The 13,930-nt window shown below is 59.1% G+C and carries 24 protein-coding genes; 18 read left to right on the forward strand and 6 right to left on the reverse strand.

Features of this window, described 5'->3' with window-relative positions:
• Positions 1-79: 79 nt before the first annotated feature.
• The 5 genes from BM160_RS22100 to BM160_RS02770 are packed head-to-tail and all read right to left on the reverse strand — an operon-like array spanning position 80 to position 2,747.
• Complete coding sequence (locus BM160_RS22100) at positions 80-271, reverse strand: hypothetical protein (protein ID WP_143093165.1); 192 nt, start codon at positions 269-271, stop codon at positions 80-82.
• A complete protein-coding gene (locus BM160_RS02750; protein ID WP_143093166.1) occupies positions 268-909 on the reverse strand; it encodes a DUF6475 domain-containing protein in 642 nt (213 codons plus the stop codon). Before BM160_RS02750 ends, BM160_RS22100 begins: the two co-directional genes overlap by 4 nt.
• Positions 896-1,654, reverse strand: coding sequence for a DPY30/SDC1 family protein (locus BM160_RS22890; protein WP_255368582.1), 759 nt, complete (start codon positions 1,652-1,654; stop codon positions 896-898). Before BM160_RS22890 ends, BM160_RS02750 begins: the two co-directional genes overlap by 14 nt.
• Complete coding sequence (locus BM160_RS02765; protein ID WP_255368583.1) at positions 1,654-2,376, reverse strand: phage antirepressor KilAC domain-containing protein; 723 nt, start codon at positions 2,374-2,376, stop codon at positions 1,654-1,656. The genes BM160_RS22890 and BM160_RS02765 overlap by 1 nt, the downstream gene beginning before the upstream one ends.
• Positions 2,373-2,747, reverse strand: a complete 375-nt coding sequence (locus BM160_RS02770) for a hypothetical protein (protein WP_092000062.1) — start codon at positions 2,745-2,747, stop codon at positions 2,373-2,375. The genes BM160_RS02765 and BM160_RS02770 overlap by 4 nt, the downstream gene beginning before the upstream one ends.
• A gap of 180 nt (positions 2,748-2,927) precedes the next feature.
• On the opposite strand from BM160_RS02770, the gene BM160_RS02775 reads away from it, so the two are divergent.
• Positions 2,928-3,134: a hypothetical protein gene (locus BM160_RS02775; protein WP_092000065.1), complete on the forward strand. Its 207-nt coding sequence runs from the start codon at positions 2,928-2,930 to the stop codon at positions 3,132-3,134.
• Positions 3,135-3,274: 140 nt separating this feature from the next.
• Here the strand turns inward: BM160_RS02775 and BM160_RS02780 are convergent, their stop codons facing one another.
• The gene (locus BM160_RS02780; protein ID WP_092000068.1) at positions 3,275-3,685 is read right to left on the reverse strand and encodes a hypothetical protein; all 411 of its coding nucleotides are present in this window, start codon (positions 3,683-3,685) and stop codon (positions 3,275-3,277) included.
• Positions 3,686-3,767: 82 nt separating this feature from the next.
• Between BM160_RS02780 and BM160_RS02785 the strand changes: the two genes are divergently transcribed.
• The 17 genes from BM160_RS02785 to BM160_RS02865 all read left to right on the forward strand — a co-directional run bounded on the left by BM160_RS02785 (position 3,768) and on the right by BM160_RS02865 (position 13,819).
• The gene (locus BM160_RS02785) at positions 3,768-4,496 is read left to right on the forward strand and encodes a LexA family protein (RefSeq protein ID WP_092000071.1); all 729 of its coding nucleotides are present in this window, start codon (positions 3,768-3,770) and stop codon (positions 4,494-4,496) included.
• 159 nt (positions 4,497-4,655) lie between these two features.
• The gene (locus BM160_RS22715) at positions 4,656-5,129 is read left to right on the forward strand and encodes a hypothetical protein (RefSeq protein WP_092000074.1); all 474 of its coding nucleotides are present in this window, start codon (positions 4,656-4,658) and stop codon (positions 5,127-5,129) included.
• Positions 5,126-5,467 carry a hypothetical protein gene (locus BM160_RS02795; RefSeq protein WP_092000077.1) on the forward strand — a complete coding sequence of 114 codons (342 nt, stop codon included), beginning with the start codon at positions 5,126-5,128 and terminating at the stop codon, positions 5,465-5,467. The genes BM160_RS22715 and BM160_RS02795 overlap by 4 nt, the downstream gene beginning before the upstream one ends.
• 8 nt (positions 5,468-5,475) lie before the next feature.
• Positions 5,476-5,964, forward strand: a complete 489-nt coding sequence (locus tag BM160_RS02800) for a thermonuclease family protein (protein ID WP_369821739.1) — start codon at positions 5,476-5,478, stop codon at positions 5,962-5,964.
• A gap of 110 nt (positions 5,965-6,074) precedes the next feature.
• Positions 6,075-6,572, forward strand: a complete 498-nt coding sequence (locus tag BM160_RS02805; protein WP_177218888.1) for a hypothetical protein — start codon at positions 6,075-6,077, stop codon at positions 6,570-6,572.
• Entirely contained in the window at positions 6,569-7,345 is a 777-nt protein-coding gene (locus BM160_RS02810; protein ID WP_092000080.1) for a DUF1828 domain-containing protein, read from the forward strand. Before BM160_RS02805 ends, BM160_RS02810 begins: the two co-directional genes overlap by 4 nt.
• Positions 7,346-7,466: 121 nt before the next feature.
• Positions 7,467-7,697 carry a hypothetical protein gene (locus tag BM160_RS02815; protein WP_092000083.1) on the forward strand — a complete coding sequence of 77 codons (231 nt, stop codon included), beginning with the start codon at positions 7,467-7,469 and terminating at the stop codon, positions 7,695-7,697.
• Between the two features lie 657 nt (positions 7,698-8,354).
• Positions 8,355-8,633 carry a hypothetical protein gene (locus tag BM160_RS02820; protein WP_092000085.1) on the forward strand — a complete coding sequence of 93 codons (279 nt, stop codon included), beginning with the start codon at positions 8,355-8,357 and terminating at the stop codon, positions 8,631-8,633.
• 244 nt (positions 8,634-8,877) lie between these two features.
• Positions 8,878-9,315, forward strand: a complete 438-nt coding sequence (locus BM160_RS02830; protein WP_092000094.1) for an HNH endonuclease — start codon at positions 8,878-8,880, stop codon at positions 9,313-9,315.
• Positions 9,316-9,613: 298 nt separating this feature from the next.
• Complete coding sequence (locus BM160_RS22510; protein ID WP_218156573.1) at positions 9,614-9,775, forward strand: hypothetical protein; 162 nt, start codon at positions 9,614-9,616, stop codon at positions 9,773-9,775.
• A gap of 51 nt (positions 9,776-9,826) precedes the next feature.
• Positions 9,827-10,090 carry a hypothetical protein gene (locus tag BM160_RS02835; protein ID WP_143093167.1) on the forward strand — a complete coding sequence of 88 codons (264 nt, stop codon included), beginning with the start codon at positions 9,827-9,829 and terminating at the stop codon, positions 10,088-10,090.
• A 25-nt stretch (positions 10,091-10,115) separates the two neighbouring features.
• Positions 10,116-10,481: a hypothetical protein gene (locus tag BM160_RS02840; protein WP_092000102.1), complete on the forward strand. Its 366-nt coding sequence runs from the start codon at positions 10,116-10,118 to the stop codon at positions 10,479-10,481.
• Positions 10,478-10,726, forward strand: coding sequence for a hypothetical protein (locus BM160_RS02845; protein WP_092000105.1), 249 nt, complete (start codon positions 10,478-10,480; stop codon positions 10,724-10,726). The genes BM160_RS02840 and BM160_RS02845 overlap by 4 nt, the downstream gene beginning before the upstream one ends.
• Positions 10,723-11,013: a hypothetical protein gene (locus BM160_RS02850; protein ID WP_092000108.1), complete on the forward strand. Its 291-nt coding sequence runs from the start codon at positions 10,723-10,725 to the stop codon at positions 11,011-11,013. The genes BM160_RS02845 and BM160_RS02850 overlap by 4 nt, the downstream gene beginning before the upstream one ends.
• A 19-nt stretch (positions 11,014-11,032) precedes the next feature.
• Positions 11,033-12,262: a coiled-coil domain-containing protein gene (locus BM160_RS02855; RefSeq protein WP_092000111.1), complete on the forward strand. Its 1,230-nt coding sequence runs from the start codon at positions 11,033-11,035 to the stop codon at positions 12,260-12,262.
• Positions 12,263-12,315: 53 nt separating this feature from the next.
• A complete protein-coding gene (locus BM160_RS22515; RefSeq protein WP_177218890.1) occupies positions 12,316-13,185 on the forward strand; it encodes a recombinase family protein in 870 nt (289 codons plus the stop codon).
• Entirely contained in the window at positions 13,178-13,819 is a 642-nt protein-coding gene (locus tag BM160_RS02865; RefSeq protein ID WP_092000114.1) for a lambda exonuclease family protein, read from the forward strand. The genes BM160_RS22515 and BM160_RS02865 overlap by 8 nt, the downstream gene beginning before the upstream one ends.
• Positions 13,820-13,930 lie beyond the last annotated feature (111 nt).

The raw sequence follows: 13,930 nt of genomic DNA on the forward strand, positions 1-13,930 counted from the left end.
TGCGCGCACGCTGCCATGCTGTGCTTTGCCATGGCTCCAGCCTCCTTTAGGCGCCATTGGGCGCAGGTGATGCATGTGGTCATTCAAAAGTGGCTCCCAGGCTCAGCTCACGCAAACTGAATTCGTGACGAGACTTGGCCTCTGGAATTGGAAATGGGTCACCAGGAGTGCTTAGAACTTGGCGTGCCCACGCAAACGCGCGGGCAGCGTGCCGGCGGCGGTCGTTCAGGATTCGCAATGCCCTGAGTTGCAGTTGATCGGTGGTGCTCATGCGGACATCCCCAGAAGCTGGTGCACATCGACCTTGCCGGCAAAGGTGATGGTTGTCTTTGCGGCTTTACTCCCCTGCTCGTACACCAGGCGCGCGGCAGTTTGATCGCCAACCAAGGCCGGGCTCGGCACAGGCAAGCCCTTTCTCACATAATCCTGATCCGGTGAGCGGTCCCCGACAAGGCGGCGCTGATAGTCAAAGGTGCCGCGGCCCGTGTAAGCCTTGTGCGACTGGCAAAACCGGTGCTGCAGATAGGACAGCTCGTCGGTTTCACCGCGGCAAACCTTCACCCAGCCGCCCAGGTCTTCAATCGCGGCATGGATGGCCGGGTCATCAAACACCACATCGCTGTAGGCGCCGACTGCACTCATGGCGCCCAGCACCTTGCCCCAGGCCAGCGCCGCGCGGTCAGTGGTGGTGCCTGCCAGCACGCGAACCACGTCGGCCACCTTGGGCGCGAACACGCCGCGCTCGGCGTCTGTGACGTGGGCGGTCATAGCCTTGGACACTTCCTCCAGCGTGAACGGCTGGCAGGCCTGGGACCAGACCTGCAGCACAAACTCGCTCACCGGCTGGCGGTAGTAGGCGTGCACATCGGTGACGAGCTTGATCAATCCAGTTTGCTCAGACGGTTGCACTTGCTGCTCCTTCAAGATTTTTCAGAAACCGCTCTGCGACGGCGTTGTTCGAGGCTTCAAGGGCCTCTTGGGCGTTTGGCTTGCCTTTGACGCCACCAGGCGGAAGTGCAGCAGCCAGCCATTCGAGCGGCTGCAACGGCTTGGCCTTGGCGCATTCGCGCAGCTTGTCGATCAAGACTTCGTCGCCATGGCCCTTGCGCAGCCCACCGAGAAACGAGCGAGCGACTTTTTCCGCTGTACCGGCGCTGACCAGCATCGAGAGCCCGTATCCAAAAATGATTTCACCGGGATCGGTGATCAGCGGCGGCTTGCCGCCAGTACCGTTAGGTACTGAACCTTCTTCTCTTCTCTTCTCTTCTCTAGACCGCTTTTTGTCCGCATCGGATGCGGACACATCCGGCTCTTTTCTGGCTTCACGTTTGCGCTGCGTTTCTGTGGCGCGGCGCTTGGCAGACTGACCGTTATGCTCATCAAACCTAGGCGTAGAGAGGCTTTCGCCGTCGTCTTCCAGCCAACCCACCTTGACCATGGCGGCCGAAAACCCAACCCATCCAAGGTAGTCATCGAGAACTTCCGACGTGTATCCGTCAAGCGTCCCGTCTGAAGAGTGCGCATCAAACAGACACCAGACCGCATGCAGTCCGCCAATCACGCGCAGCTTGTCCGCTTTCAATGCGGACACAATGCGGACAACTTTCGGGTGAGTCAGGAGGTCGGCGCGCATCTTTATCCAGTCACCGGCCATTACGCAGCCTCTTTCATGCATTGCACAGCCCACAGCCCAACGATCCACTCAACACCCTTGGGTGTGAACATCGTGTGGGTGTAGGCGTGCTGGCTGTGTTCGCTGGTGCCGGTCTTCACATCAAAGCGGGCGGCATCAATGTGCGGCTGGTGGGCATGCCACTCTCCGCCCAGGCGGTACATGATCTTTTTGTCCAACAGGAACTCGCGGAAACGCGCTTCGTTGGCTTTCAGCAGCTTGGCGACCTGCCGGAATCCCTTTAGGCCGGTGGAATCCACATACTGGTCAACAAAAGCAGCCTTGGGCGCGGCAATGGCCAGGGCCTCATTTGCCGCGGTGCGCAATTCGTACTCGGCAGCCCAGGCGCGGGCGGCGGCGGCAGGGTTGGAAAAGTCCGGCAGGGCCAGCACTGGTTTTGCCGACTGCTCAAGCGCAGTCATGCGGTCAAACACCTTGGCTTGCAGGTCATAGCTGTAGCTCATGGCCATCAGGCAGGCTTCGCGCTTGGGGAGGCGATAGCATGGGTAATCCCTGACGCCGCCGGCCGGCTGTGGCCTTTGCACCGTTCCCGAAAATTTGGGAGCGGTGTCGCCCAGCACCTTCGGCACTTTTGCCATGAAATGGTCGTGCCGAAGCTCGGCCTCACCTTCGCCGCGCTGGCTGTTGATGAAGTCCACTAACTCAAGGCTGGTCATGGTGACGGTGCTGGTCAATTGATTCATGATGAGGCTCCAACAAGCACCCGGCGCAGCGCGGCGTTTTCCTCGCGCAGCAGCCGGTTTTCTTTCTCGGTCTCGGTCTCCAGCCGGCGCACGCTGTGCAGGTCATAGCCTCGCTGGTGCAGCATCCAGAGGACCGGCGCGTCGTTGCCGCACACATCCATCAGCCGCGTGAACTTGGGCCAGACAATGCCCTCTGCACCGCTGTGCCAGCGCGAGAACTGCGCCTTGTCCACGCCCAGCTCCTGCTGGAGCGTCTTGTCCAGCGCAAAGCCGGCAAGGTCGGCGCATAGCTCAATGGCTGCGCCCAGGGTCTGTTTGCGCGACACCTCCTCGGGACGCGGCTGAATGGGAATTCCAAGCTGGGTAGTCATGGGTTCGCAACCTTGTTGTGTGCTGTTGAGTGGTTACACAGGTCAAAAAAAGTGACAGTGAATGCATGGAACAAAACACATGGATTCATGCCGCTGATGCCCTGCCAAGCTGGATGGGTGCCCGCCCTCTTCCGGTTAACAATGGAAGCTCCAACACAACCATTACGAAAGAGGGCGGACATGAAACAGGAACTGATCGGGCCGACGGCAGCGCTGACCGTGGCGATACTTGCGCGGTACAAATCGGACAGCGACGAATTGCCGAACAACGTCATTTCGTCGGCCTTTGCTCAGGCATATCAGGCTTTGCTGGAGGGGATGCAGCGCGTGGACCAGGAAAATCCACCAGAACAAGGGCAGGCTTCTGTGGAGCCGCTTCGGATGTAGTGCGAGCCAACGCCAGTTCGGCGTCGTACTTTTCACCCATGATTGCAACGGCACCGCGCCAAAGGGATGACGCACGCCATTTGCGGCGCTTGATCATTCTTTCGGCGCCGGGTGGGGCAACATCGCCCCAACGGTATGGTTTATCCATGGGCCACCCCCTTCCCAGCCTTGAGCGCAGCATCCCTGGCCCGGTCATCGGCCCGGCGAACGTGTTGCCGTTCGTCTTTCACCAAACCAGCCTCAATCAGTGCAACCAGCTCTTTGCGGTCAACAACGTCGGAGGCTTTGGGGTGTTCGCTGCCGGGGTCTTCTGGGTCGGCTTGGGGGGTGACGGTGTCACCCAAGCGCAGGAGATCGGGCCAGATGCTGGCGTAGGTTTTCTGGCACAACATCTGCCGTGTCAGCTCTTTATTGGTTTCAGTTTCAAGTCGCATAGCCTCAGCCGGCCCCAAATCTCGGCGCCCGGTCAAGCACTGATAGAGATATTGCTCATTGATGCCATGCTTTTCTGCCAACTGCTTGCGTCGTTCCGTGGTGATTTGAATAGCCATGTCGTTTATTCTAGCCACCAGCTAGCTTTAGTCAAGCCGATGGCTAGATTATTTCTCTAGCTATCTGCTTGAATGTGAACTTATGGACATACAAGAGAATTGGCTAGCCAACTTCAAGGCCGTTGTTTCCGCCGAGATTGACGCGGCTGGCGGGAAAGAGGCTGCTGGCTATAGAGCAGTTGAGGCGCGCACGGGCCTTGGATACGACTACATCTACCAAATTTACAAGGGCAAACCAGCGCATAAGCCAAAGCGCCCCAGCGCTGAAGCCATGAACACCATAAATAGGGTCTACGGGGAGGGTCGAAAGAACAACTGGATTAGCCAGCCCGTCGAAAAAATAGACGTGTCACCGCATGTGCGCAGCGGGCCGAGCCGTCCCAATATTGAGGCAATTACTCCCGGTTCGGTCCCTGTCGTTTCCTGGGTGCAGGCAGGCGACTGGTGTGGCGTGATTGACAATTTCCAGCCAGGTGACGCCGAGGACTGGTTGCCCTGCCCGGTAAGGCATGGGTCCCGCACTTACGCCCTAATAGTGCGCGGGCTCAGCATGTACGACCCAACGGGCAAGCACTCGTTCCGCGATGGCGACACGATATTTGTCGATCCGGATAGAGGTGCGGACCACCGCTCGCTTGTAATTGCCAGGCTTGATGACGAAAAAGAGGCGACCTTCAAGCAACTGCTGATCGAAGGTGACATGCGGATGCTCCAGGCCTTAAACCCAAGCTGGCCAAATCGGATCATCCCCATCAACGGCAACTGCACAATGTGCGGTGTCGTCATTGGCAAACTTGAATCCTTTATCTGAACGTGTGCACCATGGTTGAGCATCGGGGATACAGGAAGTCAGCGTAATTGGGCATTGCGAGGCTGCCTGCGGGACTGGTTAAACCATTGCCTGGACAGCCCCACAAACAGCGAACTTGCGGCGAAGTGAGCAGGTTTAAAAGTTCAAACGGAGAGGTGAATGGCTTTAATTAAATGCAAAGAATGCGACGGTCAAGTAAGCGACCTTGCGTCGGCTTGTCCGCGTTGCGGCGCGCCGATGGAGCCTCCGATCAAGCTCTCTGCGGCCACGGCAGCCAGCGCCGCCAGCAAGGCAAGCCCTGGTATGCCGATGTGGTTCAAACTCTTCGGAATTGCAATTCTGTTGATGGCGCTTTTTTCTTGCATTGGATCCGGCAGAAATCAGTCAGACGATATGCCGATGGCGCAGCGATACCCTGGCCCATGGATGTCAGACTTCAACTTGCAAATCACGCAGGCGCTTGTGAAGCATGGCGCTACTGGATGTGGTGAGTTCAAATACAGAGAGAGCAGCATGAACCGTGGGGAGTTTTTAGTTCACTGCACCCGCGATGGAGTTAATTCGACTGCGTATCTGGTCTGGGCAGGCACTGGCTCAGTAACCGGGCCGCATCAAGTAGCAACAGGGCTTTGAGTGTTGATTTAATTACCGCACCCACGCGGATCGTATTGATTCAAAAAAAGGACATCATGGGTTTTTTCAACATCGTTACTCGAATCGGAGCTGTTCTGGGGGCCATTGTTTTGGTCATCGGGTTTGCTGGCGCAAAAGGGGCACCTCAAGAGGCCGCTGTCGCTGCTCTTGCGATCGCGCTAGCCGTCATCCCTTATGTTCTCGCGCGATGCGTCCAGATGTCCAGGGATGAGTTGTTGGCTGAACAACGCCACAAAGACATCCTTGCTGCTCTCAATCCAGATAGGAAACCGGCAAACCCAGCCGTCCAGGAAGTTACTCGGGTTCACCTGGGCTAGCCTGGCAAGTGATCCGCACCCTCCTCTCCCTGGCCCTGCTGCTGCCCGTGGCAGCCCAGGCTCAGCAATCCTGCCTTGTCGTCGGCGTCACGGATGGCGACACCATCAAGGCCCGCTGTGGCCAGCCTGGAGCCTATGAGCAGGTTAAGGTGCGAATCGCAGAGATCGACGCCCCCGAGAAGAGACAGCCTTTCGGAGAGCGCTCCCGTCAGAGTCTGGCCGGGCTGTGCCATGAGGCCCAGGCCGTCATCAAACCAACCGCCAAAGATCGCTACGGCCGCACCGTGGCGCGGGTGTCGTGCAATGGCCAAGACGTTAGCCTGCACCAGGTGCGCGCCGGCATGGCTTGGTGGTATGTCAAGTACGGCAAGGACATGGCTGTGCAGGATGCTGAGCGGCAAGCGCGGTCTTCACGGGCGGGGTTGTGGGTAGATTCTGAGCCCATACCACCTTGGGAGTGGCGCAAGTCTAAGAAGACTGAAGCGATAGGCAACTGATGTTTACTTCGCTTTCGATAGAAGACCATCGTTTGAAGACTCGCCAGGATGTGCGGGTGTGCCGGTATTTGAGGAAGATTCGAACGGACAACTAAAGAAGTGGGGCCTACATGAAACTGACTGACGATGAAATCGAGCAGCTTCTCACCGTCCCAAAGACGGTGAGAAATCCAAGGGCGAGGATGAAGATCCAAGGAGGATCTGAGCAGACAAATTACGAGGTAATCTGCGAAAATGGCATGGCCTTCCATCTCTACGTCAGACAAAATACCCGCGTTCCCAATGGGTTTTCTTGTGGTTTATCCTACACTGGTGCAACCGGTGAAACGGTCACGCTTACTCGCTACAACGGGAGCGACCATGTACACAGTAACCCCATAGAGGGAGGCGCTCCCTTCCAAATGACTTGTCATATCCACAGGGCAACTCAGCGTTACATGGAGGCCGGCAGAAAGGCCGATCATTATGCAGAAACAACGGACCGCTACACAACTCTTGCGGGGGCATTGAAAGCAATCCTTGCCGATTGCAAAATAGACGGCTTTAAGCAGGACGACGATAATCCACCACCGCCGCCGGCGGACGAAAACCAAAGCACTTTATTTTGAACGCCAATGCCCAGACACTCCGCGAGAATCTATGCGCCGCCTTTTGCAAGGATGTCGCGGTGGTTCAACGCGCTAGTGACTTCGCAATTTCCCTGCCAATTGTCGGCCGGGATGGCGACCACCTGACGGCTTACGTTAGCACCCAGACGGGCGGCTGGCGGGTGTCGGACATGGGTGCCACGCTCATGCGCTTGAGCTACGAGAACGACCTGTCAAAATTGCTCACAGGGGCGCGGAAAAAGCTTTTTCTGTCGGTTCTTCAGGAGTCAGGACTCACTGAGGATGACGGTGAAATTTTTATTGATGTACCGGCCGACGCTCTCTCCAAGGGTCTTTTCTCGCTCGGACAGGGCGCAACGAGGGTTGAGGACTTGGGCCTTTGGACCCGTACGAGAGTTGAAAGCACGTTCAACGACGACTTGAAGGCTGTATTGCTTGATGTTGTTGGCCAGGATGATCTGGTTGAGGGGTACGAGGTTCCAGGTATCTCGAATAGTGAGAATTATCCAGTCGATTTCTACATCAAGACCCCGGGACTGCCCTTGTACGTCTTTGGGGTGCAGAATAGGGATAAAGCCCGGCTCACGACCATCATCCTCCAGCACCTTGCCGCGCAAACGCAAAAATTCAATTCGATGGTGGTCTACTCGGATGTTGACGAGATCCCCAAGCTAGATGCGAAGCGGCTAATGAACGCGACAAATGATTCGGTTGCGAGCATTGCCGACAGAGATGTCATCGCTGCCAAGATCGTACACCGCATGGCCGCCTAACCGCCTGCCAACCCCATCCAGCCCGCCCCGAGCGGGCTTTTTTACGCCTGTTGCAGGCTCGTACTTGCCAACGACATTTGGCGGAGGTAAAAAATTCATCCCTTGAGAAAGGAGGAATGCCATGCCAGTCGAACTGATAAGGGAGATTGCAGATAAGCGGCTCCCTCTAACACTCACCAATCCGGCCGATATTGACAAGCTGAGAGTGCTCAATGCAGCCGGCTTTGTCATCGCCCGACTTCCCAGGGTTAATGAGCCCCAGACGCGAGCTACGGTACTCGCGCTAACAGCCAAAGGGCGGAAGGCCGCGATGCAGGACGAGCTCAATCCCGATAGCCTCGCCGCCATGTGAGGCCTCTAAGGCTGCCACGCCACACGCTCCACCCACCCAAACCGCCCTTGAGGCGGTTTTTTGTTGGTCGAGGGTTTTCACTTGGAAATATTTCTACATTTCTCTAGCTGACAGCTTGACATATCCTAGCCAATGGCTAGAATTAATCCCAAGTCGCCAACAAAGCGACGGCGGGCAGTCATCGAGCGGCCAGGCCAGAAGGCTCATTAAAAATCGAGAGTGAATTGAGAGAGGTGGAATGCGCAGGCTGATGCGCGTATTGCGTCCTGCGTGAGTCCTACGCGCAGGCCAAAGTGTAGGAATAAGCCGGGGATCAGCGCCGGCCCACCTCTCTCAATTCACTCTTGATTAACCTGCCAATCTCCCAGTGGATAGCAAACCAACACAGGCAAGCGTGAGTGGTGCGCAGGAGCTGGACGCAAACAGGGCGCGTTAGTCCCTGGTGAGGCGATGCCAGCCGAGACAAGCAAGGCATCAAGTGACCAGTGTCCCGCGTGGGATCAGCACTGGCACCGATACGGACCCGCAGGGCACTCGCCCCGGGCTAATTCTTCCCTAGTGGAGCTGGATCGAGTAACCAGCGCAGCCGATTGGAGACAGTCGGCAAACCCAAGCATCGCGGGCCGGTGCTTGGGTTTATCAACCAAGGAGAGCGACATGGGAATTTCGACAGATGCCAAGCTGATGTTCGGCGTGCAGTACGACGAGCTTTCGGAGCTGGAGAATTTGGACGAGCTGCTGGATGACGGCGACCTTGATTCCGCATCGCCGTATTACGACTCTGCCCGCGACGAGTGGGTGGTCGGTATTGAGTTGCCATCTGAGATGGCGGGCGAGGCCGAGATGCTGACGGCGGTCCGCGAGGCCAAGCTCAAGTTTGAAGGGCTGACGAATGGCGCGACTGGCCGGCTCATCGTCTCGCCAGACATCACCTAATCCCATCCAAGTCCCCGGCAATGGCCGGGGCCATCAGGTTTGCGCACTGTCTGGCACAAGCGAAGCCCGCCGGAAGGCTTGGCCCGCCTCTGTTCAGCCAGCAGCGCGCAATCTTGATGGTGAATGGCAGCGTTATGGATTCCCTAACAGGCAGAAGCGCAAGCGGGTTCAAGTCCCGCCACCATCGGCCCGCCCTGGCGGCTTTAAAGGCCAAGACCATTAATCAACCAAAAAGGCCAACTCGATGCCAACACTCAAAGTCGGTAACAGAGAGATGCTGATCGATGAAGCCGACATGCATTTGTTCGATGGGATAAAGCTGTGGCCATTCAAAAACAGAAACGCCACCTACGCTTTTTCCAGTGGAAGGATCGCGGCCCATCGTTTGATCATGGGCGTCACAGATCGCAGTCTTGTAGTGGACCATATCAATGGGGATGGGCTGGACAACAGACGCGGCAATCTACGTGTCGTGACAGTCAGTGTGAATTCAAAAAATCGCCGCGTCTCCAGGTCGAAGACGGCCGGCATGCTTCCTGGAATGTGGCCATATCGAGATCGAATCGCCGTACAAATCTCGAACGATGGGAAGAAGATATTTGTTGGGTATTTCCTGAATTTCGAAGAAGCGCATCAGGCTTTGAATGTAGCGAGATTAAAGCTAGGCAGGCCACCTGTCTGATCTGCGGCGCCCGCCATCACCCCCTCCCCCTTTACCCGCTTCGGCGGGTCTTTTTACAACCCAAGCCACCCAAGAGGTGGCTTTTTCATGGAGATCGCCATGACGACCAAAGCACCCAGCAAGTCCGCCCAGCTCAAAGCCGAGCGCGCCGCACGCATTCAGGCGCGTGTCGATCGCCGGGAAAAAGAACGCCTTCAGCTGGCCGACCTGAAGGCCCGCGCCCAGGATCTGTGCCAACGGATGCCCCCCCCAATATCAGGATTGGGGCGTCACCAAGACACGGGCGTACACAAAGATGATGGCCATCGTGAAGCACAAAGCCTCACTCAAGACCATCAAAAGCGAACGCCTCGCCAAGTACGTCACCCAGCTCGAGGCCAGCGACAAATGGACGCTGGATTACTGCCAAGCACTCTCCCAGCTCAGCGATTGCGCCACTGACATCAGTTGTCAGGCGTAAGCCCAACACCCAGCCCGCCCTCTGCGGGCTTTTTAACGCCTGGACCAAGCCATGGAAAGCATGCACCCCTACTACGCGCCGTTTGTCGATGTGATGGTCCAGGTACGGGCGGCCATCGCCAACGGCACCTTGATCCGGCCCCGGCCGCCGCCGCGCGTGCCGCACCCGCTGCCAGTGATCGACCTGCCGCCACACAACGAGGCCGAGGCGCTGGAGGCTGATATGGCGATTCATCGCTGGAAGGAAAGCGGCGGGCCATTGCGTGACCGCGACGCCAAGGCCATGAGGCTGCAAAACCGTTACTCGAAATTCTGATTGATGCCCAACAAGGAGCGACAGCATGAAATCACACACTCCCGGCCCATGGGCTTTTGATGGCGCCGGCCGCATCGACGCGCTGAACTTCCGCGTACCGTCCCCGCACAAGCTCAAAAACAACGACGGCTCGGAGCGCATATTTATGTTGGGCCTTGTCGCCTTGCCCTACGCCTGCGGCGATGGCACTTTTGAAGCCAATGCCCGCCTGATCGCCGCTGCGCCTGAGTTGCTGGCTGACTTGCGTGAAGCTGCCGCCACTCTCCGGCGCTACGAGGCACTGCACCGCGCCAAAGGAACGGAAGACAGCGACGCCAAGGCCGAAGTGAATGCGGCTCTGGCAACCCGCTTCGAGGCGACCATCGCCAAGACTGCCAGGAGCACGCCATGAATCCGGTCACCAAATACGCAGTAGCTGGGCTTGCCGCCATCGTCCTGCTGATCGCCATGGCGCTGATGGACGGCCCGGATGAAACTCAGGCGGCCCAAGACGTGGCCGACGAAGCCGAATATGCCGCGGCCGTGGCTGATGGCGGGGCCGCCAAGTGCGGTGCGCTGGGCCGGGTGCCGCTTTGGACAACAGACGGGCTCCTTGTTTGCCGACTGCCGGCCGGGGTGAAGGAGGCGGCGCTGTGAACTGCTGCGACTCTTTCGGCAAGTGCACTCAGGGTGATGGCTGCCCGGTGCGCGCTTTCTACAACCTGCACGGCCAGGATGTTCAGGAGTTCACGCCACAGTGCCCGCCCTGCAACCAGAACTGCAATCAGGGCCGTTCGTGCCCGCTGGTCACTGGAAACAGCGACGGCAGCAATCCAGACCTGCCAATCAACAGCGCGCCGAACTGGCGCAAGCGCCCCTCCTGGCGCCTCGCCATTGCCGTAGCGGTGCTGGGCACTGCTGCTGGCGTTTACCTCATCAACTAACAACTTCCCGGAGAAAACAATGGGCAAACAAGACCTCCCCATCGACATGATCGAAGCCGCGCAGACCGATACCCCTATCGGCCAGGCCAGCCTGGCGCTGGTGCAAAACACCCTCACCGAATTCAACAAGGTTGAGGCGGGCCTCGCTGCCCTGCGCACCAAATACAAGGACGTGGCCTACCCTGTCGCCACCGTTGCCGGGATGGCCGAGGCTAAAGCTGCACGCATCGCCATTCGTGAACCGCGCTACGCCGTGGACAAGGCTGCGAAGGCCGCCAAAGACCCGTTGAACCAACTCAAGCGCGACATCGACGCCCGTGCGCTGGAGATCACCACGCAGTTGCTGGCGCTGGAAACCCCGGTTCATGAGCAGATACGTGTTGAAGAAGAGCGCAAGGAAGCCGAGAAAGCCGCCAAGGCCGAAGCCGACCGACTGAAAGCGCAGGCCGCCCAACTCGCTCTTGACGACATCCGCAACACCGCCGTGCAAGCTGTCGGAAAACCGGCCGCTGATATTGCCTGGACCATCGAAACGCTCGAAGGTCAGGAACTGAGCATTGACGTGTTCGGCGACCGGGCCGGCGAAGCCATGCAGGCCAAGGCGCAGGCGCTGGCTACGCTGAACAGCCTGCACGCCAGCGCCGTGGCGCAAGAAGCTGAGAACCTGCGCATGGCCGCCGAGCGTGCCGAGCTCGAAGCCCTGCGCAATGCCCAGGCCGAGCGTGACCGTGAGGCCGCTGCTGCCCGCGAGGCTGCCGATCTGGCCGACAAGGCCCGCCGCGAACAAGAGCAGCGCGCCGAAGCCGAGAAGCTGGCCGCTGACCGCGCCGCCTTTGCGAAAGAGCAGGCCGAGGCCCGCGCAACCCAGCAGGCCGAAGCCGAAAAACTTGCCGACGCACGACGAGAACTGAACCGCGCCCAGGATGCCGAACAAAAGCGACTGAATGACATTGCCGCCGCCGAGCGCGCAGAAGCCGAGCGCATCGCCCAGGCGCAGCGCGACCAAGATGCCAGGACCGCAGAGGCCGCTCGGCTGGAGGCTCAACGGATTGAGCGCGAAGCCGGTGAAGCCAAGTACGCACTGATCATGGCCGAAGCCGCCGCGCGCACCAAGTTGCAGGAGGCTGCCCCCGCCCTGCTGGCCGCGCTCAAGGACTGCCTGGCCTTCATCGAGAAGGACTGCCAAGGCGGCGATGCCGGCCCTGAAATCACCAACGCCCGCGCAGCGATTGCCCTGGCTACCGAGTAATTCCCGTTTTCCTCAACGCAACTACCGCCTAAGTCGCGGGAAAGAACCTCACCATGACCGAACAGACCACCACCGAAGCCCCCGCCGCCACGCCCGCCGTTCTTGAGCAGGCCCCCAGCAAAACACTGGTGCCGGCCCAGGCGTTTGACATGTCGCCCAAGAGTCTGGACGAGGCCATGCGCTTCTCCGAGCTGCTGGCCAACTCCACCATCGTGCCCAAGGACTTCATCGGCAAGCCCGGCAACATCCTGGTGGCCGTGCAATGGGGCATGGAGATTGGCCTGAAACCGATGCAGGCCATGCAGAACATTGCCGTCATCAATGGCCGGCCCAGCCTGTGGGGTGATGCCCTGCTGGCGCTGGTGCTGGCCTCCCCGGTCTGTGAGTACGTGGTCGAGGACTACAACGACGGCACCGCTTACTGCCGTGTCAAGCGCCGCGGCTCCCCCGAGCAAAGCCGCAGCTTTTCGGTGCAGGACGCAGAAACTGCAGGGCTGAAGAACAAGCCGGGCCCGTGGACGCAGTACCCCAAGCGCATGCAGCAGATGCGCGCCCGCGCCTTCGCCCTGCGCGACGTGTTCCCGGACGTGCTCAAGGGCATGCCGATTGCCGAGGAACTACAGGACTATTCCGGCGAGATCACCCACACGTCACGGCAAAGCCCGGCACAGGCCGCCCAAAGCAGCGCCGCCAAACCAACGCGCACCAAAGCCCATGACGACATGACCAAAGGACTGGAAAAGGTCGCCAAGGACGAGGGCTTTGAGGCTTTCAAAAAGGCCTGGATGCTGCTGGAGGCTGGTGACCGCACTGTCATCGGCGTGGCTGAACGTGACCGCATCGGCAACATCGGCATCAAGTCTGACGAGGACTACACCGCCGCCGAAGCTGAGCGCCTGGCTAGGGAGGCTGCAAATGGCTGATCAAGTCGAACAACGGTCTGACGAATGGTTTGAGGCTCGCCGCGGCAAGTCGACGGCCTCCCGCTTCGCCGATGCGATGGCCTTCGGCACCCCCGACAAGTACGGCGTCCGCAAACCCCAGGCGGCCCGCGGCAGCTACATGCGCCAGTTGGCCTTTGAGCGCATGGCCGGCAAGCCAAAACATGCTGTCACCAGCAAATCACTGGCCTGGGGCACCGAACTGGAAGATCCGGCACTAGAGGCCTACCAACTCCACACCGGCCGCATCGCCACCAAGGCCGAGTTTGTGGTGCATCCGGTCTACGCCTTCATCGGCGCCAGCCCGGATGCCCTGGTGGATGCGAATCGCGGCGCCGAGATCAAGTGCCCGTTCAGCGAAGAAGTCCACATTGCTACCTGGCTCAACGGCATGCCGGAAGACCATAAGTACCAGGTTCAGGGCAACCTGTTCGTGACAGGCCGCGAGGTATGGGACTTCATCAGCTACGACCCGCGCCAGTGCCCGCGCCTGCAGCTCTATGTCGAGTCGATTGAACGCGACGAGGTGTTTATCAAGCGCCTGGAGGCTGGCCTGCTGCAGTTCGAGATGGAGCTGCAGGCCATGGTGAAACAGTTGGACTTGGCAGCCGCATGACCCAGCCAGTACCGATACCCACCCCGCAGCCCGAGCTCAAGACCTGCTTGGGCTGCGGCCGTCGCCACCCCATCAACCCAGACGGGACGCCGGTAGGTGGCGGCCTGCCCT

Origin of the sequence: Polaromonas sp. OV174, assembly GCF_900112285.1 — a bacterium.
Classification (GTDB): Bacteria; Pseudomonadota; Gammaproteobacteria; order Burkholderiales; family Burkholderiaceae_C; genus Polaromonas.